This is a genomic window from Deinococcus psychrotolerans, assembly GCF_003860465.1.
GTDB classification, from domain to species: domain Bacteria; phylum Deinococcota; class Deinococci; order Deinococcales; family Deinococcaceae; genus Deinococcus; species Deinococcus psychrotolerans.
The window spans coordinates 737,550-758,763 of sequence record NZ_CP034183.1; the positions used below are offsets into that span (position 1 = coordinate 737,550).

Sequence of the window (21,214 nt, forward strand, 5' to 3'; positions counted from 1 at the left end):
CTTAGGCCAATTGGCGCTTTCCCTGGAGTTTACCTTTTTGTCAGAATTGGGGGATGAACGGCTGACCTGCACACTGGGCATCTTAATGGAGCGCTCTTCACGGCTGCTCCCCCAGCAGCTTACGCCCGCTGATTTGCCTCCAAGACTCTAAAGACACAATGTAGACCAGCGCACGGCTAGCGCAGAGCAGAGCCCCGAAAATAGGAACATCAGAAACGGTTTCCTGTTCCCTCCTCCCCGCCGCGTGTGAGGGGGAATTTTGCCTTATGGAGACTTCCCCAGTTCTGAAACACAGCTTTGCCCACCTCAGCTCTCACAGGAGTTCCCTTGAACGAACAAACGCTGATTACTGCCCAAATTCGCCTCAACTCACCGGAAGAAGCGCTCAACTTGCTCGGCACGGGCGACGTCAATTTGCGCCGGATGCGTGAGCGCACACCTGCACGCTTGACTGCGCGGGGCGACACTGTCACCATCAGCGCTCAGGACGCGGCGCAGGTCGCCTCAGCAGAGCGGATGGTCAAAGACGCGCTCGAACTGGTCAGAGGCGGCCACGAAGTTACGCCCGAAGCGGTCGACCGGATTGCCAATCTCAACGGCGAGGGCCGCAGCCTCGCTGCCGAAACCAGCAGCGCTCCCACTTTGCCCAGAGGCATCAAACCCAAGACGCCGGGCCAAAAGATTTACCTCGAAAAAGTCGAAAGCAGCGATATTACTTTTGGAATCGGCCCCGCCGGAACCGGCAAGACGTATTTGGCGGTGGCGATGGCCGTCAATGCGCTCAAATCCAAGAAAGTCAAGCGGATCATTTTGACACGCCCTGCCGTCGAAGCAGGCGAGAAACTGGGCTTCTTGCCGGGTGATTTGCAGGCCAAAATCGATCCTTATTTGCGCCCACTTTATGACGCGCTCTACGATATGCTTGATCAAGAGAAGTTTGAAGCGTATTTGACCAGCGGCGTGATTGAAGTGGCTCCACTGGCGTTCATGCGCGGCAGAACTTTGAATGACGCCTTCGTGATTTTAGACGAAGCCCAAAACACCACTGGCGAGCAGATGAAGATGTTTCTAACCCGCATGGGCTTTAGCAGCAAAGTGGTGGTCACCGGCGACGTGACCCAGATCGATTTGCCCAGACACGTCACCAGCGGCCTGGCCATTTCTAAACGCATTCTCAGCCAAATCGAGGGTATCGCTTGGCACGAGTTCACGGACGTGGACGTGGTGCGCCACCCCTTGGTGGGCAAAATTATTCGGGCCTACGAGCAAGCCGAAAATGCCGAGCAAGACAAGCGGGCGGCGAGGCGCGGCGACTTGCAGAGCATTCCCGAAAACGACAAGGGCAGCAGCGAAGGTTAACCGCCTCACTCGCCCTCTGCCCCCGCTCCGGCTTCATCGCTGAGGCGGGGGCTTCTTTGGCTCAGCACACCACTTTCTGATCAGCGCCGTCAGCTTGCTTGACCTTTTGCCAACACTTCGGGGAAGCGGGGGGCAATTGAGCCGCGCAGTTTATTTACTGGCCCAAGCAGGCGGCACAATGCCCGAATGTCTGTTTATCCCTTGCCGGTGGTGCGCTCGCTGGCCGTTGGAACACCGCCGCACACCGTCACCCAAGCCGAGAGCCGCGAGGCCGTCAAACAACTTTTTCCGCGCATGAGCCAGCGCCAGACCATGCTGGCGGTTTTCGACAACGCCCAGATCGATACGCGGGCCATTTCGCGCCCGCCGGAGTGGTATTTGCAGCCGCACGGCTTTGCCGAGAAAAATGCCGTGTATGTGGAAGTCACGCTCGAACTCGGTCAGCGGCTGTGCCAAGAAGCGCTTGACCAAGCCGGCCTCCTGCCGCAGGACGTGGACGCCTTCGTGTTCGTGACCAGCACCGGGATCAGCACGCCGAGCTTGGAGAGCGCCCTGATGGAGCGCATGGGCATCAACCGCCACGCCGCGAGGCTGCCGCTGTGGGGTCTGGGCTGTGCGGGCGGCGCGGCTGGACTGGCCCGCGCCGCCGACTTAGTGAGGGCCGGCTACAAGAATGTGCTGTATCTGGCCGTAGAGCTGTGCAGTTTGACGTTGGTGCAAAACGACGAGTCCAAGAGCAACTTCGTGGGCACCGCTCTGTTTGCCGACGGCGGCGCGGCGCTGGTGCTGGGGCCGGATTTGGGCGACTTCGGCGAGGTGGGCGGCGGGCTGCTGCGGCTCCACGGCGCCTTCAGCACCTTGATTGAAGACAGCGCCGATGTCATGGGCTGGGACGTGGCCGACGAAGGACTCAAGGTCAGATTTTCGCGCGATATTCCGGCGCTGGTGACGCAGATGATGCGCGGCAACGTGGAAGAAGCGCTGACCCATTTCGGTTGGACGAAAGACGAAGTCGGCACTTATGTGGTGCATCCCGGCGGCGTCAAGGTGCTGAGCGCTTACGAAACGGTGCTGGAATTGCCCGGAGGAGCGCTTGACACCTCGCGTAAAGTGCTGCGCGAACACGGCAACATGAGCAGCGCCACCGTGCTGTTCGTGCTGGACGAAGCGCTCAGGGGCCAGCCGCAGGGCAAGGGGCTGCTCAGCGCCATGGGGCCGGGTTTCGCGGCGGAGCACGTGCTGGTGGAATTTCCTAAAGACAGCGCATGAAAGCCGCCAAGCTGACGCCGTATCTGGTCGCCGCTCTGGTTGTTCAGCGCCTCCTCGAAGTGCGCCGCGCCCGCCAGAACGAAGCTTGGGCACGCGAGGGCGGCGCAACCGAATACGGACGTGAGCATTACCCGCTCTTTTTCGTGCTGCATCCGGCGTGGCTGCTGGGACTCTGGGTCGAGGGCCGCGCCAACAAAGGCGAGGTGCGCTGGGGCTGGCTGCTCACAGCGCTCGCGCTTCAGCCGCTGCGCTACTGGATCATGCACACGCTGGGCAAGCAGTGGAACACCCGAATTTTGATTGTGCCGAATGCGGAGCGCGTCACCGGCGGGCCGTTTCGGTACTTCAAACACCCCAATTATATGGTGGTGGTCGCCGAGCTCCTGAGCGTCCCATTGAGCGTGGGGGCGACCCGCACCGCTTTGTGGGCCAGCTTGTTCAATGCTGCTTTGCTGCTGCTGATCCGCATTCCCGCCGAGAACCGGGCGCTGAAAGAATACGAACGTCAGACCTCATGAAACCACGTCTAAACGTCCCTTTAAGACCGTAGTCTGGCTCAGGCGTTAGGCTAAGCAGCACAAGGAGAATCAAAGTATGACCGACAAACACGGCATCAATCCCGGCCCTCCCGAAGAACAGAACCTGCCTCCCGCTCCAGAACACGCTCAGAAAAAGGGCTTAGACGCCCACGACGTTGCGGAAATCGGCAGCATGATCACCTCTGATCCGCCCAGCAGCAACATGGGCGGCGACGCCGAAGAAGAAAAGTAAGGCCTGAGCAGTGAGCCGAAGCGTCCGGGGCGACTCGGGCGCTTTTTTCTGGTCTTTGGCCTACGATTTATTCAGGCCCGTAGTTCGTTCAAGACAGCGGTTTAGTCAGGTCAGCACTCAGGGAACTTTGAGCCGCCGCGCCGCATACTAAGACCGTGACGCCCGCCCTCTTTCTCGCCGCTTTGCCGTGGACAGCGCTGGGATTACAAGCTTGGTGGTTGTGCTTGGCACAGAGCGTGGCCGTGGGCCTCATCATCAGGAGTTCTGCGAAATCGGCGGCGACGCTGGCGCTGAGCTTGCTGCCGCTGGCTTTACTGGCAGCGCTCCTACAGTTGCCCGACCTCCGCAGCGCCGCGCTGACGTTCGTCATCACTGGCCCGCTGTCGCTGGTCTTGGCGGCGGGCATTCACAGCCTGCGCGGCGGGCAACGCTGGGCGCTGCTGCTTCCGGCAGGGGTGCTGCTGCTCGCGCCGACCCCGCTGGGGTTGCTGGGCCTGCTGATCGGCGCAGTCGGACTGGGTGGCCGCGAACAGCTCGGGGAAGCCCAGGCGCTCAGGCCGCCGACTGCGCCACGCTTCAACCGGTCTTTGGGCATCGCGGGTGCGGCGCTGCTGGCCGTACTGCTGGCGGTGGCCGCTTTGCCCCGCCCCGCGCCGCTGCACCTTGACCGCACGCCGATTGACGTGGTGCAGCGCATCACCCGGCCCGCCGCCCCGCCGACTGCGTTACCCGGCACTCCAGTCAGCAGGGTGCCCAAGCCGCCCACGCCCGCCCGAATCCGCGAAGCCGCCACCGTCGCCACTTTGCTCAACGCCGCCAATTTGCCGCTGATGGGGATGCTGCTGCTATGCTTAACGATTTTGCGGCGCGGCTGGAAAATCGGTTGGGGGCGCGTTCACCCGCTGTTCTGGGTGGTGACGCTGGTGCTGTTTGCCGCCGCTGGTTTGTTTATCTTGGGCTTGCTGCTGCAACCGGAAGCCATCTACCGGGTGGTGGGCACCGTGCTTGAACCGCAGGCGGCGCAGCAAGTTGAGGCGGCTGGCAGCGCCCGCCAGAGGCCCCCCTTCCAGCCCCTTTTCATTCCGACTTGGCTGATTTGGACGGTGGCAGCACTGAGCTTCGTGCTGCTGGCGGGCGCGGCCTGGTTGGTTCTGAGGCTCAAGGAAGCTCCAGAAGATGAACCCATCGAGGCGACGCTCACTCCGCCCAGTCCCCACGCTGATGGCGAGCCGCTGGGACGGGTGCGGGCCGCTTACGCCACCACTTTGCGCTTCATGGCCGCTCAGGGATTGGGCCGATTGGAAAGCGAAACGCCCGATGAACTGCTGCGCCGCGCCGCTGCCCGCTGGCCCGAAACCGCGCTGCCGCTCGCCCAGCTCACCGAAGCTTACCGTCCGGTGCGCTACGGCGGCGAGGTCGGCGACCAGCAAGCCGAGGCCGCCGAGCAGAGCGCCGCCGAAGTCCAGCGCCTTCTGCACCCTCTAGACCAAACCCCCACCCCTTCACCCCAGAGGCCCGCATGACTCAAATCACACCCACCCTTCCCCTTCAAGACTTGCAGCGCTGGGCCGAGCGCTTAGAAACCAACGTGGCCCGCGTGCTGGTCGGTAAGCAGCGCGTCACCCGCCTTGTTCTGGCGGCGGCGCTGGCGGGCGGTCACGTGCTGCTAGAAGACGCGCCCGGCACCGGCAAAACCATGCTGGCCCGCGCCGTCGCCGCCTCGCTGGGCCTGAAATTCAAGCGGGTGCAGTTCACGCCCGATTTGCTGCCCAGCGACGTGACCGGCGTGAGCATTTACAAGGGCGGCGAATTCGTGTTCGTGCCGGGGCCGATTTTTACGGGCGTACTGCTGGCCGACGAGATCAACCGCGCCACCCCCAAAACCCAGTCGGCGCTGCTGGAGGCGATGGGCGAGAGCCAGGTCACCGAGTCCGGCTTGACCCACACCCTTGAGCAGCCCTTTTTCGTGATGGCCACCCAGAACCCGGTCGAACACGAAGGCACTTACCGATTGCCCGAAGCGCAACTCGACCGCTTTTTGCTGCGCCTCTCGGTGGGCTACCCGACGCTGGACGAAGAAGTGGCTCTCCTCGACCGCTTGCAGAGCAGCCACCCGATCAGCACGCTGGAAGCTGTCGCCACGCCGCAGGAACTTCTCAGCGCCCGCCAAGCGTCGCGTGAGGTGTATGTAGACGCGGCACTGCGGCGCTACATCGCCCAGCTCACCGCGGCCACCCGCGCCCACCCGCAGGTGCTGCTCGGCGGCGGGCCGCGTGCCAGCCTCGCTCTGCAAGGCGTGGCTCAGGCGCTGGCGGCGCTGAGTGGACGCGCCTACGTGCTACCCGACGACGTCAAGGAAGTTGCCCCCGCTGTGCTGGCCCACCGCCTGACTTTAGGCACTGAAGCCCGCTTGCTGGGCCTGCGCGACGTGCAGGTGGTGGAAGAAGTGCTGCGCAGCGTGCCCGTTCCAGCAGAGACAGTTCCGAGGGAAATAGCGGGAAGTGGGGAGCCAGCGGGCCGAGCATGATTCTGGATGTCTGGGTGCTGGCCTGGGCGGCTTTGCTGCTGCTGCTCTTGGGTCTGATCTGGGCCGCCTACCGCCGAGCGCCGCAGCTCGAACTCGGCCGCGAAGTGCCGCCCGCCGGATTCGTGGGCCGCGATGTGAGTTGCCGCATTCACATCAAGCTCTCTTCCCGCCTGCCGCTGCGCTACGTCATCGAGGACGCGCCGCCACTGACCATCATTGCAGATCGTCAGTGGCGCTGGGCAGGCTGGCTGTGGCAAAGCGGAGAAGCCGAACTCAGCGGCTCGCTGCACCTCAATGCCAGAGGCGAGTACCACTGGCCCGCCACCACGCTGCGCTGGGCCGATCCGTTCGGGCTGTTCTGGCGCAGCACCCGGCTCAGTTTTGGCACGCGCATGGAAGTCTACCCCGGCATTCACGGCTTAGCGCTGCCAGACTTGCTACGCCCGCTGCTCTCGGAAGGCGCACTTTCCCGCACGCTGGGGCTGGACGACCCGCTGAGCCTGCGCGGGGCGCGGCCTTACTCGCCCGGCGACCCGCCCAGCCGGATTCACTGGCGACTCTCGGCCCGCACCGGCGAACTGACCGTGCGCGAGTTGGAGCGCACCGCCAGCAGCCGCCTCTTGGTGTTCGTGGATACCCGTGGCGACGACGTTTTTTTGGAAAGCGCGGTGCGCCTCTCGGCCAGCTTAATCAGCGAGGCGCTCAAATCCGAGTTGCCGATCTCGCTCAGCACGCCGCAGGGCGCGACACCTCCAGGCCGCACGCCGCTGGCCCTGCAAGCCGCCCTCTCCAAGCTGGCCACCTTGCAAGCTCAACCCGCCGAGACTGCCTTGCCCGATTTAAGCGAGCAAGCGGCGGGCAGCAACGTGATCATGCTGACCCAACACGCACCCAGCGACGTGCTGACGGCGGCGCTGCGGGCCAGAACACGCGCCAAACGGGTGGTCATCGTGGTGATGCCCGAGGGCTTTTACCTCGAACCCGGCGAGTCCCCGCGCCGCCAGTGGGTCGGACTTTCCAGCACAGTGCGCGACTTGGAGCGCCGAGCCGGTGTACTGGCCGACGCGGGGGTGCTGGTGTATGTGCTGCGCGGCAATCAAAGCGTGCTGCGGCTGGCCTGAGAGGATGGAGTGGCGATCTGGAGTTCGCTTCTCTCAGCGTCCCATTCGCCGCCGGACGCCGCTGATCAGCCCTCTGGCCTGGCCGACATTGAGCGCCGCCGCGAGGCCCAGATAGCTCGCCAGCCCCAAACCGCCCGCCAGCGCCAGCACGAAGATGCTCAGCAGCAATTGATGGGGGCCGGGGTTGGGCAGCGGCAGCGAGACCAGCTTGGCCAAGATGCCCGCGATGACCGAGAGCCCCACCACGCGGGCCAGATAAAAGGCCAAGTTCGGCACTGAGAATCCGAGCTGGCGTCCGTAGAGATAGATCAGTGAGAAGCACACCACCACGCCCGAAATCGTCGTGGAAATCCCGAAGCCGATCAGGCCGAGGCGCGGCACCACCACGTTGTAGAGCAGCACTTCCAATAAAAAGCCCACCGCACTGACCACCACCGCCTCGCGGGTGCGCTGCCGGGCGTAAAAGGTTCGCAACAAGACAGTATTGATAGCCCACGGCACCAACGCTATTGCCCAGCCGGTCAGAATCAGGGTGCCGGAAGTGAAGCGGTCGAGCGGCATGTTGCCGCGCAAATCGAAAATGCCGATGGCGTAGCCTGAGAGCGCCACCAGCAGAGCGCTGGCCGGAGCCGCCAGAAAGGTGACGGTTTTGAGGGTGCTGTAGGTCAGCTCCTTGAAGCTCGGCCAATCGTTGTCGGCGGCCAGTTGCGAGAATCTCGGAAACAGCGCCAGTGCCGGACTCACCACGAACAGCCCGTTGACCATCGTGAACAGGGTTTCGGCATTGCTGTAGGCAAAGGCGGTGCCCGACGGGAAAAAGGCGGCGTTGGTCAGTAAGCGCTGCACATAGATATTGAGAATTTGCCGTGCGCCCGTCGTCAGGGTAAACGGGGCCATCTGCACCAGCACCCGCCCCAGCGCCGGGTGGGTCATCAGCTGCGGGGTGGGCAGCAGGCCGTACTTGCCCAGCGCCGGAAGCTGCACCAGCAGTTGCGCCAGCCCGCCGAGCAGCCAACTCAGCGCCAGCCACGTGGCCGAGTGCGGAAATAGCACTGTAGCCACCAGCAAAATAACGATAGAGACGGCGTTGAAGGCAATTGGTGCAAAACTCGATTCGCGGAAATGTTCGTCGGCATTGAGCAGGCCCATAGCAATAGAAGCCAAGCTGATCAGCGTCAGGAACGGCATCACCAAGCGGGTCATATAAATAGCCAAGCCGGTGTCGATGTTGGCGTTTTTGGCCACCAGCAAATCCACGATCCACGGCGCGGCCAAGATGCCCAGCACCATCAAAATCAAGTTGATGCCGATCAGTGCACCGGAAAAAGCGCGGGCGAGTTGAGATTTCTCATCACTGTCTAAAGACTTGTAGACGGGAATAAACGAGTTGACCAGTGCGCCCTCGGCCAGCAGTTCGCGGAACAGGTTGGGCACCCGCGAGGCGATGGTAAAAGCATCGAGCAGTTCGTTGCCAAAGCCGTTGATGAGCTGTTGGCGCACCACCCCGGATAAGCGCGAACCCAGCGTGCCCGCCATCACGATGAGCGTGTTGCGGGCTGCCGAGCGTGGCACCGGGCCAGGCGGTAAAGTCGCTTCGGAAGCGGGCGTTTCAGCGGTTTCGGGAGCGCTCATCGGCGCGAACTGACCGGGGGGAAAGGAAAACGAAGCATCGGCCCTACTGTAGCGCCGCTTCCTGCCAAAACGATGAAGAGCGCTGACTGCGCACTCCAGTTTCGGCGTGTCCCCTTGAAGGCGTCCTGAGCGCGTGCTACACTTCGCCTCGCTCACGCGTTCGGCGTGAGTGCCGAGCGTGTGGAGAGGTGCCAGAGCGGTTGAATGGGTCAGTCTCGAAAACTGAAGTATGGGCAACTGTACCGTGGGTTCGAATCCCACCCTCTCCGCCACCGCAAAGAACCAAAGCGTATTTGCCTCAACATCGAAAAAGCCGCACCTCCTTAAAAGAGTGTGGCTTTTTTGATGAGTTCCAAAGTTGCTTTTCTCTTTGAAGAAATTCAGAAAACTAAATCACACCTTTAGCTCATAGAGAGGATTATCTGCTTTTCTGAAAGGCCAGTTTTAAATATTCAGAGACAATCTTTAGACCAATGGTCAGATAAAATTTTTGCAGGCTTTTTGAATACTGGGCGCTGAGTCGACGAAAGGCAGTGCCTCGAAAATCTGTTCAAAACGCTGCACATTCTGAGTTTCAGCTCAAAGAATGTAATCGTCACTTCTTTGACGAATTTTCGTCTTCTTGTTTCTGACCACCGGTCATCATTTTCAGTGGGTGCTCAGTTGTCTATCCCCCCTAGCCCCCCCTGCACACAACTGCTTGAAAACGTGCATTTGCATGGGGCTTGTAAGACAAACTGAGGACAATAAAGAGCAGAGAGGTTGACTCATCCATGACTTTAACCGTAGACACTACGTTGCCAAATACCCTCAGAGAATTGCTGCGAAGCCACGCGCCTGACTGCACCTTGCTGGCCAGCTTGGGCAGCCAGACCCTGCTGATGAGCGCCGATACGTCGCCGCTGCTGGTGCGCGACCTCACGCCACCCGACGAGTGGTTTGACAGCGGCGAGCTGACCTGGCTTACCCGTGACGGCGCACTGCTGGGCCTGATGTGGTCGCAGCAAGCCGTGCTTGAAAGCACCGTGCAGCTGCTGACCATGCTGCTTTCCGCTGCCCGCAGCGACAGCAGCCAGCGCGAGGCCAACGTGCTGATTACCCAGTTGCCCGAAGGCGCGGCTTGGCTCAGCGGCGATTTGGTATTTCAGCAAGTCAGCCGCAGATTCTTGGAACTTCATCATCTCAGCGCCGCGCAGGTGATCGGCCAGAGCTTTGACGCGGTTTTCCCAACGCGCAACCACACGTCGCTGCTGCTGCGGCAAGTGGCGGCGGGGCGGGCGGCTTATCAGGAGCGCGAGTGGCTGCCCGGCTCGTCCGGCGGGCGCGGCTTTTGGCTGCGCTCACAGATGCGGCCTTATTACGGCGGCGCGGCGGCGGGCGTGCTGTGGACGATGTACGACATCACGCAGGAAATCGCGCTCTCGGCACGGATCAATGCGCTGCTGTTGGGTGCCCGGTTGCCCACCGCTGTGCTGAGCAGCAGCGGCGAAGTGCTGGAGCGCAGTGAGTCGCTGCGCCGCAGCTTGCCAGGTACGGCTGACCCGCAAAACGCCTTGCTGTGGCAATGGCCGATTTGGCATGATCCCGCAGAAGTTGAGCGCCAGCTCACTGAAGCGCTCACCGAAGCACTCTCGCAGCCTCAGCAGCGCTTCGAGTGCACTTTGCAAGTTTTAGGCGGCGAGCGGGCCATCATTTCGCTGTACTGCGGCGACCAATTGGAAGACGCTCTCGGCAGTGACGACGCGCCGCCAGAAGACGCCGCCACACCTGAGCCTCTGTTCATGGAAGGTGAAGCGCTGGTGGTGGCCGAGTTTCATTTTCATGAACGTCAAGAAATGGACAGCGCCCAGCACCGCCTGCTCAGCGGCGTGATCGCCCACAGCCCGCAAGCCACCTTGCTGCTCGGCGCGGCGGACGACAGCGGTGAGCGCCCGGTCTGGCTGGCCAGCGAAGCCGCCGCCACCTTGCTGGGCGTCGAACGCAGCGCCCTGAGTGTGCCGGGCGGCGTGCCGTTGGGCCGGCTCCTCAAAGCGCTCAATGTGCAGCTCTCGCGCCCCGATCTCACGCCGCTTTCGACAGTCACGCTGACTACTCAGGCCAGCCTAGACGGCGGAGTTCTGTCGGCGGTGCTGACCCGCTCGGACGGCCTGCGCCGCTCGCTGCAAATCACCGGCGCACGGCTGAGTACGGGTGAGGGTGCGCCGCAACGCAACGAGCCGCTGGCGCTTTATTTACACGACGTCACCACCCTCAAAAACCTTGAAGACCGCCTCAAACACGACGCGGCCCACGATCCGCTCACCGGCCTGCCCAACTGGCCGGGCCTGCGGGCCAAACTCGTCCAGCAGGCCCACAAACAGCTTTGCGTGCTCAGCCTCAGCGTGGACGACTTCGGGGTGTTGCAGTCAGCTTTGGGGCGCTCGGCGGGCGATCACTTGCTGATTCAGGTCGCCGCGAGGCTGCACCACTGGCGCAAAGACGCTCAAGTGGCCCGCTTGGAAGGCGAACACTTCGCGCTGGTGCTGCCAGAAATAGAAAGCGCTTCGGCCCTGGTGTTGGCCGACGAAGTGCAGCACCTCCTGACCATGCCGCTGAGGGTCGGCGGGCGCGAGATGCGCATCAGTGCCAGCGTGGGCGTGGCCTGCGGCGCGGACACCGCCGAACAACTCCTCGAACATGCCCGCACCGCGCTGCTCTCGGCCAGGCGCACGGGCCGCGCTGGGCGGCAGTCTTACCGACCAGAGATGATGAGCGCCGAAGCGGGCCTGCTCGAACTCGAACACGATTTGCGCGGCGCACTGCCCTCGCAGATGACCCTCTTGTTTCAGCCGGTCATCAACTTGCACGGCGGCAGAGTGCAGGGCGCGGAGGTGCTGCTGCGCTGGAAACACCCTACACGCGGCCTGCTCTCGCCCGCTCAGTTTTTGCCGCTGGCCTCGCGCACCGGGATGTTGCCCGCCCTGGGGCGCTGGGTGGTGGCCGAAGTCAGCGCCCAGCGGCAGCGCTGGCAAGGCCCGCACCCCAAACTCCGCCTCGCCATCAACTTCAGTGCCGCCGAACTGCTCGACGAAGACGTGCTGAGCGAGTTTGGGCAACAGGTGCGCGAAGTCGGCGGCTTAGACCTCGAACTCAGCGCCAGCAGCCTGATTCAGCCGGACTCCGCCTCGGCGCTGCACAGCAAAGCCGCCGCCCACACCAGCGCGGCCCTCGCCGAGCTGCGCCAGCACGGCGCGCACATCTGGGTCGACGATTTCGGTGACGGCGCGTCGAGCCTGACTGCCCTGGAGCGCTTTCCGCTCAGCGGCGTCAAGCTGCACCCCTCGTTCGTGGCCAATTTGCTCAGCGGCCCGCGCCACCTGGCCCTCTTGGAAGGCACAGTGGACCTGGCCCGCAAACTGAACTTGGAAGTCATCGCGGTGGGTGTGGAAACACAGGCCCAAGCCAAAATTCTGGAAAAAGCCGGTTGCCACGCCGCTCAAGGCTTTTTCTACTCGCCGCCGATGGCGCTGGCTGAATTCGAACGCTGGCTGGCAACGCAGGTGCTGGACTGAGAACGATTCGCTCCGTGTGGCCCCTGTGAAAGCATGGGCCGCATTTTTGGTTGCTGCAACCTCGGCAGGCCATTCGGCGGATGCGGCGAGGCCAAGCAGGCGCGATAGTAAGAGCATGATCTGGAACTGAATTTGGCGGGCACACAGCGACACTCGGAAAGAAGCAACGTCGCTTGGGAAGAAAAATAAACCCCACGCTTCCTTCCCCACAAACCCTTCTTACGATTGACTTCGCTCCCCTGCGCTAACCTACAGGCACGTTTTCAGTTCGCGCTTTTTGCCTTTCTTCAGGCGGGCGCTTTCCATTCCTCCTCACCCCACAAGGAAGTGAATCAACATAGAGAAAGTCCACGGTAATCTATCGGGCCTCAAAACCGGCCAGCAAAAGAGCCTCAGTAACTTGTACCGCCGCCGCCTCGCGCCCGGCAGCGTCACCAGCCCGGAGCTGGCCCGCAACCTCAGCGAACTCTCGCAGGAAATCCGGCGCGAGATCAGCGTGCTGATTGACCGGCGAGGACGGGTCATCAGCGTGTCGGTGGCCGACGCCAAGGCTGCCGAGCTGCCACCGCTGCGCAAAGGCGAAACCCGCTTGTCGGGCTTTCATTTGCTGCACACCCACCCCAAAGGCGGCGGCCTGAGCAAAGGCGACCTCTCAGCGCTGTTTTTGAGCCGCCTCGACGCGGTGGCGGCCATCGAGGTACGTCCAGACGGCTTGCCCGGCAACGTGCATCTGGCCCACCTGACCCCGCCCGGCACGGTGGGTGAGGAAGAAGACTGGCGCGTTTATCCGCCGGCCAGCCCCGCCGAGATGGAAAACTTCGACCTCGCCGCGCAGGTCAGCGCCCTCGAAGAAGAAATCGCCCGCTCCCAGCGCACCCGCGAAGCCAAAAAGGGGCGCGAACGCGCCATCTTGGTACAAATCGATCAGGGCGAAGTGGACGCCGAGGAGCGCCTCGCCGAGCTCGGCGAACTTGCCCGCACTGCCGGGGCTGAAGTGGTCTATCGCGAACTGATCTTCAGACGGCACCTCAAGCCCGGCACGCTGATCGGCGCGGGCAAGCTCGAAGAGCTGACCAGCAAGGCCTACCACGAAGACGCCGAACTGCTGATCTTCGGTCAGGAACTCGGCGCAGCGCAGGCCCGTGAGATCGAAGAAGCCACTGGCCTCAAAGTGCTCGACCGCACCCAACTGATCCTCGATATTTTTGCGCTGCACGCGCAGGGCGTGGAGTCGCGCCTGCAAGTCGAACTGGCCCAACTGCGCTACATGAAGCCACGTCTGCTGGGCGCGGGCACCCGGCTCTCGCGCATCGGGGCGTCGGGCGGCTCGGCAGCAGGCGGAGCCATCGGCACACGCGGCCCCGGCGAAACCAAGCTGGAGCTCGACCGCCGCCGGATCAACGACCGGTTATCTTTCCTGGAAAACCAGCTCAAGGAAGTCGCGGTTCGGCGCGAAGAACGCCGCAAGCAGCGTGGCCGCAACGATGTGCCAGTTATCAGCATCGTCGGCTACACCAACGCGGGCAAGTCCACTTTGCTCAACGCCTTTACCCACGCCGCCGAAGAGCCGCGCAAGGTGCTGGCCGAGAACAAACTGTTTGCCACGCTGCGCCCCACCAGCCGTCAGGGCTTCCTGGAAGGCGTCGGGCCGGTGGTCTTTACCGACACGGTGGGCTTTATCCGCGATCTGCCCACCGATTTGACCCGAGCCTTCCGGGCCACCTTGGAGGAAATCGGCGACGCCGACATTTTGCTGCATGTGGTGGACGCGGCTGCGCCGGGAGCCGAAGCCCGCCACGCCGCCGTCACGCGCATCTTGCAAGACCTAGAGATCGGTGACCTGCCGACGGTGGTGGCCCTCAACAAAGCCGATCAGGCCGACGCCGAGACGCTGGAACACGAGCGGGCCAGACTCGGCGGCGTGCCGATCAGCGCCCACAGTGGTCAGGGTTTGGGGCAACTCAAAAACGTGCTGTCTCAGACGCTCGAAGACTTGCAGGTGCGCCGGCAAGACGCCGAAGAAGCCGCCCGCTTGGAGCGCGAGAACGTGAAGGCCGCGCTCAGCCGTCCTTCACCCAATATCCCCTGGGTCAGTACAGACTGAAGCACATATGCTTGATAACATCTTCAATTCTGTAAAACGCGGAGCCGAAAAGGTGCAGCGGCGGGGCGAAGAAGTGGCCCAGAGCGCCAAGCTGCGCGTAGAAATCTATCAGCTTGCCCGCGAACTCGACGGCCTGTATGCCCGTTTGGGCCGCGCTTACCATGCCGACGCCGATCAGGGCGTGCTGGATGAGCTGAGGGGCGATGTGGAGCGGCTCAACGAAGAAATCGCCAGCCGCGAGCAACTCATTCTCGAACTCGGTGAAGCGGAAGAAGAACAAACCCACAGCGAGGCGGTTCAGGCGGCGGCGGCCCGCACCCGCACGGCCGAAGTGCTGGAGATCGTCTCCGCCAATCCGGTGTTCCTCACGGAGACTGCGGCCAGCGACGGCTCGGAACCCAACCTCGGTGACTTGCCCGACTTGGGCCAGAGCGCGGCTCATCCGGTGCCGCCTTCAGACGCGCCGCGCCCCAGCCCGCAGCCATCTGCCCCAGTTCAGCCCGCTGCCAACAGCAACGCCCCGCAGTTCGTGGAGCGCTCAGCCACCCCATCCATCACCGCGCCTTCCACTGCCGCCTCGCGGATTTGGCGGGCCAAGGAGGAAGCCAGAATGAACGACGACCAACAGCCCACTGCACCGGTGAAACCCGATGGCCCAGACGGCGAGGCCGTGATGACCGATTTGGGCAAAGAATTGCCAGACCGCAAAGACTACAGCGGCGTCGGTGACGAAGCCGAACGCGACAAGATGCGCCGCCACCCGATTACCTTGACCGAAGGCGAACGGGCCGAGCGCAACCCTGACCCATTAGATAAGTAACTTTCAGTTTTCTACGACCAGAGCGGCGCACCTTAAACTTTGGTGCGCCGCTTCGTTTTGCCGCTTCAACTTGAGCACGGCCACCACGCCGCCCCCAATTGCCCCGCTTCCCTTTCGGCCTGCGCTTCGGCCAGGCGTCCCAGTGCCAGCAGCGCCCAGATCCGGGCCGGACTACGCGGCATGGAGCGCTCCAAGGCTTTGTGGGCGGTGCGCTCGGCTTTGGCCGTGCTGCCAGAACCGCCCACCAACCGCTGAGCGTAGGCCAGCACCGCCAGCAAGTGCGCGTCGGCAGCGCCGCCCACCAGTTCCGCCACTTTCAGCCCCTCGGCCAATGTTCTGAGAGCGGCGTAAGGCTGGGCCAGTTGCAATTCACCCAGCAAGGTCACGGCGGCCACCAGCGCGGAAGCGTCTCCCTCAGAGCGGGCCTGCTGACGGGCTTGCTCGGCCCAACTCAGCTCTGTTTGACCCTCAAGCGCGTGGGCGCGGGCCAGCAGCACAGCGCGGCGGGCGGTATGCGGCAGTGGGGCGATCAGTTCTAAAGCCTGAGCGGTTTGGCCAAGTCGCAGCGCCGCCGCCGCTGCCAGTTGCCGCTCACCGGCTATCAAGGCCCAGCGCAGCGCCGCGTCCGGCACGCCCGCACGCAGGGCCAGCGCCGCCGCCTGAGGGTGCTGCCCCTGCGTCGGAACCGCCGTTTGCAGTTCACGGAATTGCTGCGCGTCTGACCAGTGCCCGAAGTCGGCTAAGTTCACGCGCCGCAGTGTAACGCTTCCGGCACTGACCTTAAACAGATCTGACCTTGCCGTGTCAAGCTAAACCATGACCGACTTCCCCGACGCCGCCCGCTTTGCCGTTTATCTGGTGCCCCCCGCCAGCAGCCCGTTTTATCAACTCGGCAGCCAGCTTCTGGGCTACGATGTCCGCGCCCAGCAGGTGCTGCCGCTGCCCGAGTTTCTGCACCCCGAATGGCAGGAGAGCGCCGCGCCCTACGGCTTCCACCTGACTGTGGTCGAGGGCTTTTACACCGATCCCGACAGACTGAGCGCCATTGAGAAAGAGGCCAAGTTGTGTTTGGGCTGCTTCTCGCCGGGCGCGGACTTGACGCTTGGAGGCGGCCACCTCGCAGTCTGGGAAGACGGGCGCGTTTGGGTGCAGCGCTTTGAAGCCTCCCCCGACTTTCTGATGCTGCACACCCTGCTTTCCGCACGGCTCGCGCCCTTCGTGACCGCCTCACCGTTTGACGCGGAAGTGGCGGCGGGCAAATGGCAGCGGCCCTTTGAGGTTGCCAGGATGCAGCTTCTCCGCACGCCGAGGGGCTTAGACACCTACCAGCCGCACTTCACTTTGGTTCAGCCTTACGGCGGCCACGACCCAGACGGCTTGTGGGCACGGCTCGAAGCGCTCACGCAGCCTTTTGAGCGCCTTGAAGTCGGCAGCTTGGCGCTGTGTGTCAAACCCGCCGAGAACACCCACTGGCACATCCAAGCGGAATGGCCGCTGCCCCTGACTTGAGGCTCACCTCCGAAGCTGATTGAGAGCGTCATGCTGTCTAGATGAGCAGCAGTTCATCATCAGAAAGAGCCGCATCAGCAGCGAGCGCTTAACTGCGCTCATGCTTTCTCGTCAATTGATCGTTTGGCAAGGCTCGCGGGCCCTGGCGCGGCGTGAAGCCAGTTTTGTCCGCGCCGGACATCCTGAGCGCGTGCGGGACTTGGCGCTGAACTTGGGCCAGATGCTTGACCTGAGCGGCCCAGAGCTGGAAGCGCTGAGCAGGGCCGCACTGCTGCACGACATCGGGCGCTCGCTGATCCCGCCGGGCGGCGACGCCAGAGCACATCCGAGGGTGGGCGCTGATCTGCTGATCGGCCAAGACCTGCCCAGAGCCACTTTAGACGCCGTTCGCCAGCACCATGAGCGCTGGGACGGGCGCGGCTTTCCGTGCGGGCTGCGTGGCTCGGCCATTTCAGGCCTCGCCCGCGTGCTGGCGGTGGCCAACGCTCTAGATCACTGGGGCCACCTGCCGCCGGACGTTCGGGCGCAGCGCTTGGTGTGGGAGCGCGGACTGGCCTTCGATCCCGAAGTGGTGAACGCTTACTTACGGATGAGCGCTCATGACGGGACGGAGTGAGAACGGCGCACCACTGAGTCTTTCTCACCCTCGACGCCGTACCGAGTTTGACTTTTGGGTGACGTTTCCCCGACCGCAGCTCTCTACACTGAGGCTATGAAGCGCTCTTCCTTCTCGCTGCTGACCCCACTGTTGACCTTGCCACTCCTGACACTGCCGCTGCTGCTCACCGCTTGCGTGCCCGCCCCGCTGCAAACCCGCTTCGGCTCCGATCTCGCTTTGTCGGCGCGTTTGATCGACAGCGGCTCCAAAGTTTCAGACGGGCACTACCGCCGCCCCGGGCCGGCGCAGCTCAGCGTGCAAGTCGCAGGCACGCAAGCGCCGACTTACTTTTACGCATTGCTGCTCCCCGAACAAGCCGCCGCGCAGCTCCTGACGCCCAATGTCCAGCCGGCTCAGCAGGCGGCACTCTTCAACTTGCCGCCCGTGACCGGCTATACCCAGGTCTTCGTGGTGGGCAGCCCGCGCCCGCTCAACTTCCCAGTGCTCGGCAGCAGCGTGAACAAGCTGGCCGAAGCGGTCAAATTGGCGGCGGCGGAGTTGCCCAGCAACAGTTGGAATGTGGTGACGCAAGTCTACCGGGTGGGCGATTACGGCAGCCTCAAGGTGCTGACCGATCCCTTAGACGTGAGCGTGTATCTTAACGGCACCTACCGGGGCACCACCCCACTGACCTTGAATGACGTGCTAGCAGGCAGCGCGACGTTGCGGCTGGAGCGCACCAATTTTGAACCACTGACCAAGACGGTGCAGGTGCCCGCCGACCAGACTCTGCAAGTCAAGGCGGCGCTGCGCTACAACCCACCGAAAGGCCGCCTGAGCGTCAGCAGCAGCGTGGCAGCGCGGGTGCAGGTGTTGGGTAAGAACGGCGAACTGCGCGGCAACACGCCGCTGAGCGCCGACCTCCCCGCCGGAGACTACGATCTGACCATCACGCCAAGCGGTTCGGGGCTCAAAGCCGCATGGGTAGGCGTCACGCTGAGCGGCAAGCAGACCCTGAACGTTTCGTGTCAGCCGGAAGGCGAGCAACTGAGTTGCCAGAGCCAGTGATGAACAGACCCGTAAAGTCTGAGCCGCTGCGGCTGACCACCCGCAACCAACTGCGCGGCGCGGGCGTCGTCACGGCGGCACTGATTGGCATCATCTGGCTGCAAGAAATCCTAGATCAACTGATTTTCGGCGGCTCGCTGGACGCTTACGGCATCGAGCCGCGTCAGTTGGGCAGCCTGAGTCACATCTTCACCGCTCCGTTTTTGCATGGCGATTTTACCCATCTGATCAGCAACACGCTGCCGCTGGCGGTGCTGGCCTTCCTGACGGCGCTGCGCGGAGTGGGCCGGTTTTTGCTCTCCACCCTGATCATCGTGGTCGTGGGCGGCCTGCTGGTGTGGCTGCTGGCGCGCGGCGGCGACCACTTGGGAGCCAGCGAACTGGTGTTCGGTTACTTCGGGCTGCTGCTGGCCAGCGCTTGGCACGACCGCCGCCCCGTTTCTATTCTCACGGCGGCGCTGGCTCTGCTGCTCTACGGCGGAGCGCTGTGGGGCGTGCTGCCGCATGACCCGCACATCTCGTGGGAAAGTCACTTGTTCGGCTTTTTGGCAGGCGTGCTGGCCTCAAGGTGGCTGACGCCGCGCCGCACAGGTCAAACGGGACGCTCAGCCGCACGGTTTTAGGGCGGGGAGTTTAGTTGAGCTGCAACGACAGCACCAGCTGATCTGGGCGCTGCGCTTCGGGAGCAGTACCGCCCTCGCTCAGGATTTGGGCCGTCTGCTGAAAGTAGGCCTTCACCGCACGTTCGTAGCGGACTTGGTCGGCAGTGGTGCCGTTGGGTTGCGGGGCCACGCCGTAGCCATGCACTTCCAACGCGCCGCAGCTGGGCAACTTATTGCCAGCAAACGAAGCGTTGAACGTCATCAGGTACTGACCTTCGCGGCTGAACCCCTGAAACAAATACTGCACGTTAGTGTTGGCGAAGCGGCTCACGTCCTGCGAGAAGGTGCCGAGATAACGCACCTCGCTGAAGCTGGCCGTGCTGAGGCTCTTGCATGCGCCTACAACTGTCAGCTCACTGTTACAGAGTGCCCAAAATGCTCGAAGAGTGAACTGGGTTACGTCAGGGGATGAGGCCCTCAATATCTTTGTACACGCTAGCCTTCACCCGTTGATGTTCAGCTTTGAAATATCTGTAACACTTTGAGCGGAAGGAGATGGGCCAACTGTGGTCGAATATGCGGTACCCCATGGTGAGATTGATGTCGTCGCGCTCAACGCTGACCTTCCCTTCAACCTGAGTGACGTCGGTGAATCCGGCCTTCACCACCGCTGACCGAATGGCTTCGAGCTGGAGAGAGGTGTCGCCCTTCGGAGCCTTCATGACTCCCCCGCCCATGTATTGGTTACCAACGCCGCCCGGACACCCGGACCAGCGTACCCCTGCTTTGAGTTGGCTGCCACCGACGGCTTTCGCAGCCGCGAGCATGGCGTCACGGGCAGCGTCGATCACCGCTTGTTCGGTGGCCTGCACTGAGCGAGTATCGCCCCCCCAAGAGCAGGCCGCAAGCACAACCACGAGTCCAAGCACACTGAGGAGTGGACGGATGCGCCTGAACCTGAGCTGTAGCATGCACGCAGTATAAGTGGCATCCTCCAATGCTGATGGCGCATGTGAGGGTTGTCAGTCCTCCGGGAACGTTCTGCCCCGCTCTGAAAGAGGTGGTGTTGGGCAAAACAGTGCCCATGAGCACGCTTGCCCGTTGATCCGGGCAGTGCAAACTCAGGAACTTCTGCTCACGTTTCCGCCTTTTGAAGACTGAAGGCGGCCCACCAACACAACTGGGAGCCGCCTTCAGTCTTCAAACTTCAGTTAATAAACAGGGGCAAATCGTCGTCAGGATGGCCCATCACCGGTAAGCCCAGATGCTGATAGGCGTGCGCGGTGGCGACCCGGCCCCTCGGCGTGCGCTTGATAAATCCGAGCTGAATCAGGTACGGCTCGTAGACGTCTTCGAGCGTCAAACCGTCCTCGCTGATGGCAGTGGCGAGCGTATCGACGCCTACCGGCCCGCCCGCAAAGCGATGAATCAGGGTCTCGAGGTATTTCTTATCGCGGTCATCTAAGCCCGCCGTGTCCAAGCCCAGCTTTTCGAGGGCGCTGTAGGTGCGCTCCATACCGATGACACTTTCGCCCGCCACCTCGGCGTAGTCGCGCACCCGCCGCAGCAGCCGTTTGGCAATCCGCATGGTGCCACGTGAACGTGCGCCGATTTCCAGGGCCGCGTCGTCCGCTAAGCCAAACCCCATCAAGCGGGCGTCTCTCAGCAAGTTGAGGGCGATTTCTTGGGGCGTGTAGTACTCCAAGTGCTCGATAATGCCAAAGCGTGAGCGCATCGGGGCGCTGATCAAGCCGGGGCGGGTGGTCGCGCCGACCAAAGTAAAGCGCGGCAGCGGCAGCTCGATGGTGCGGGCGGCGGGGCCTTGTCCCAGCACGATGTCAAGTTTGTAATCTTCCATCGCCGGATACAGGTGCTCTTCAGCAATGCGGCCCAGCCGGTGAATTTCGTCAATGAACAACACGTCGCCTTCTTCGAGGCTGTTGGTGAGGATGGCCGCGAGGTCGCCGGGCTTTTCGATGGCCGGGCCGGAGGTCACGCGGATATTGACGCCGAGTTCGTGGGCAATGATGTGCGCCAGTGTGGTCTTGCCGAGTCCGGGCGGCCCGAACAGCAGCGTATGATCCAGCGCTTCGCGGCGGTTACGGGCGGCCTGCAAATACACGCTGAGCTTGTCTTTGAGTTTGACTTGGCCGACATATTCGCTGAGGGTCTTGGGCCGCAGGGCGGCGTCGTTGTTGCCTTCGGGCTGGGACATGCTCTCAGTGTAACGCAATTCTGCTCTTTACGAAATAGCCTAGAGCTATTGCGGCTGGACAAGAAGCC

The 21,214-nt window shown here is 62.9% G+C and carries 19 protein-coding genes and 1 tRNA gene; 15 read left to right on the forward strand and 5 right to left on the reverse strand.

Going from position 1 to position 21,214, the window contains the following annotated elements:
* Positions 1 to 327: 327 nt before the first annotated feature.
* The 7 genes from EHF33_RS03620 to EHF33_RS03645 all read left to right on the forward strand — a co-directional run bounded on the left by EHF33_RS03620 (position 328) and on the right by EHF33_RS03645 (position 7,047).
* A complete protein-coding gene (locus EHF33_RS03620; protein ID WP_164473396.1) occupies positions 328 to 1,359 on the forward strand; it encodes a PhoH family protein in 1,032 nt (343 codons plus the stop codon).
* A gap of 186 nt (positions 1,360 to 1,545) precedes the next feature.
* Entirely contained in the window at positions 1,546 to 2,628 is a 1,083-nt protein-coding gene (locus tag EHF33_RS03625; RefSeq protein ID WP_124867979.1) for a type III polyketide synthase, read from the forward strand.
* Entirely contained in the window at positions 2,625 to 3,146 is a 522-nt protein-coding gene (locus EHF33_RS03630; RefSeq protein ID WP_124867981.1) for an isoprenylcysteine carboxyl methyltransferase family protein, read from the forward strand. The genes EHF33_RS03625 and EHF33_RS03630 overlap by 4 nt, the downstream gene beginning before the upstream one ends.
* A 76-nt stretch (positions 3,147 to 3,222) precedes the next feature.
* Positions 3,223 to 3,399 (forward strand): hypothetical protein, encoded by a 177-nt coding sequence (locus EHF33_RS21025; protein ID WP_164473397.1) that lies wholly within the window; start codon positions 3,223 to 3,225, stop codon positions 3,397 to 3,399.
* A 155-nt stretch (positions 3,400 to 3,554) separates the two neighbouring features.
* A complete protein-coding gene (locus EHF33_RS03635; RefSeq protein WP_124867983.1) occupies positions 3,555 to 4,922 on the forward strand; it encodes a DUF4129 domain-containing protein in 1,368 nt (455 codons plus the stop codon).
* A complete protein-coding gene (locus EHF33_RS03640) occupies positions 4,919 to 5,926 on the forward strand; it encodes an AAA family ATPase (protein WP_124867985.1) in 1,008 nt (335 codons plus the stop codon). Before EHF33_RS03635 ends, EHF33_RS03640 begins: the two co-directional genes overlap by 4 nt.
* Positions 5,923 to 7,047: a DUF58 domain-containing protein gene (locus EHF33_RS03645; RefSeq protein WP_124867987.1), complete on the forward strand. Its 1,125-nt coding sequence runs from the start codon at positions 5,923 to 5,925 to the stop codon at positions 7,045 to 7,047. Before EHF33_RS03640 ends, EHF33_RS03645 begins: the two co-directional genes overlap by 4 nt.
* A 33-nt stretch (positions 7,048 to 7,080) precedes the next feature.
* Here EHF33_RS03645 and murJ read toward each other — a convergent pair whose 3' ends face one another.
* The gene (gene murJ / locus EHF33_RS03650) at positions 7,081 to 8,679 is read right to left on the reverse strand and encodes a murein biosynthesis integral membrane protein MurJ (protein ID WP_124867989.1); all 1,599 of its coding nucleotides are present in this window, start codon (positions 8,677 to 8,679) and stop codon (positions 7,081 to 7,083) included.
* Between the two features lie 182 nt (positions 8,680 to 8,861).
* Here murJ and EHF33_RS03655 point away from each other — a divergent pair.
* The 4 genes from EHF33_RS03655 (at position 8,862) to EHF33_RS03670 (ending at position 15,154) form a co-directional block, all read left to right on the forward strand.
* Positions 8,862 to 8,951: transfer RNA gene (locus tag EHF33_RS03655), tRNA-Ser, on the forward strand.
* 501 nt (positions 8,952 to 9,452) lie between these two features.
* Positions 9,453 to 12,230: a sensor domain-containing protein gene (locus tag EHF33_RS03660; protein ID WP_124867991.1), complete on the forward strand. Its 2,778-nt coding sequence runs from the start codon at positions 9,453 to 9,455 to the stop codon at positions 12,228 to 12,230.
* 337 nt (positions 12,231 to 12,567) lie between these two features.
* The gene (hflX, locus tag EHF33_RS03665; protein ID WP_164473492.1) at positions 12,568 to 14,334 is read left to right on the forward strand and encodes a GTPase HflX; all 1,767 of its coding nucleotides are present in this window, start codon (positions 12,568 to 12,570) and stop codon (positions 14,332 to 14,334) included.
* Positions 14,335 to 14,341: 7 nt separating this feature from the next.
* Positions 14,342 to 15,154 (forward strand): flagellar biosynthesis protein FlhF, encoded by an 813-nt coding sequence (locus EHF33_RS03670; RefSeq protein ID WP_124867993.1) that lies wholly within the window; start codon positions 14,342 to 14,344, stop codon positions 15,152 to 15,154.
* Positions 15,155 to 15,219: 65 nt separating this feature from the next.
* Here EHF33_RS03670 and EHF33_RS03675 read toward each other — a convergent pair whose 3' ends face one another.
* Positions 15,220 to 15,903, reverse strand: a complete 684-nt coding sequence (locus EHF33_RS03675) for a hypothetical protein (protein ID WP_241191237.1) — start codon at positions 15,901 to 15,903, stop codon at positions 15,220 to 15,222.
* A gap of 67 nt (positions 15,904 to 15,970) precedes the next feature.
* On the opposite strand from EHF33_RS03675, the gene EHF33_RS03680 reads away from it, so the two are divergent.
* The 4 genes from EHF33_RS03680 (at position 15,971) to EHF33_RS03695 (ending at position 18,952) form a co-directional block, all read left to right on the forward strand.
* Positions 15,971 to 16,663, forward strand: a complete 693-nt coding sequence (locus EHF33_RS03680; protein ID WP_124867995.1) for a hypothetical protein — start codon at positions 15,971 to 15,973, stop codon at positions 16,661 to 16,663.
* A gap of 100 nt (positions 16,664 to 16,763) precedes the next feature.
* On the forward strand, positions 16,764 to 17,279 hold the full coding sequence (locus EHF33_RS03685) for an HD-GYP domain-containing protein (RefSeq protein WP_124867997.1): 516 nt from the start codon (positions 16,764 to 16,766) through the stop codon (positions 17,277 to 17,279).
* A gap of 96 nt (positions 17,280 to 17,375) precedes the next feature.
* A complete protein-coding gene (locus EHF33_RS03690; protein ID WP_124867999.1) occupies positions 17,376 to 18,329 on the forward strand; it encodes a PEGA domain-containing protein in 954 nt (317 codons plus the stop codon).
* Positions 18,329 to 18,952, forward strand: a complete 624-nt coding sequence (locus tag EHF33_RS03695) for a rhomboid family intramembrane serine protease (RefSeq protein ID WP_124868000.1) — start codon at positions 18,329 to 18,331, stop codon at positions 18,950 to 18,952. Before EHF33_RS03690 ends, EHF33_RS03695 begins: the two co-directional genes overlap by 1 nt.
* Positions 18,953 to 18,962: 10 nt before the next feature.
* On the opposite strand, the gene EHF33_RS03700 is transcribed toward EHF33_RS03695, so the two are convergent.
* The 3 genes from EHF33_RS03700 to ruvB form a co-directional block, all read right to left on the reverse strand.
* A complete protein-coding gene (locus EHF33_RS03700; RefSeq protein WP_124868002.1) occupies positions 18,963 to 19,292 on the reverse strand; it encodes a hypothetical protein in 330 nt (109 codons plus the stop codon).
* A gap of 100 nt (positions 19,293 to 19,392) precedes the next feature.
* Positions 19,393 to 19,803 carry a hypothetical protein gene (locus tag EHF33_RS03705; RefSeq protein WP_124868004.1) on the reverse strand — a complete coding sequence of 137 codons (411 nt, stop codon included), beginning with the start codon at positions 19,801 to 19,803 and terminating at the stop codon, positions 19,393 to 19,395.
* Between the two features lie 335 nt (positions 19,804 to 20,138).
* Complete coding sequence (ruvB, locus tag EHF33_RS03710) at positions 20,139 to 21,146, reverse strand: Holliday junction branch migration DNA helicase RuvB (protein WP_124868006.1); 1,008 nt, start codon at positions 21,144 to 21,146, stop codon at positions 20,139 to 20,141.
* Between the last annotated feature and the right edge of the window lie 68 nt (positions 21,147 to 21,214).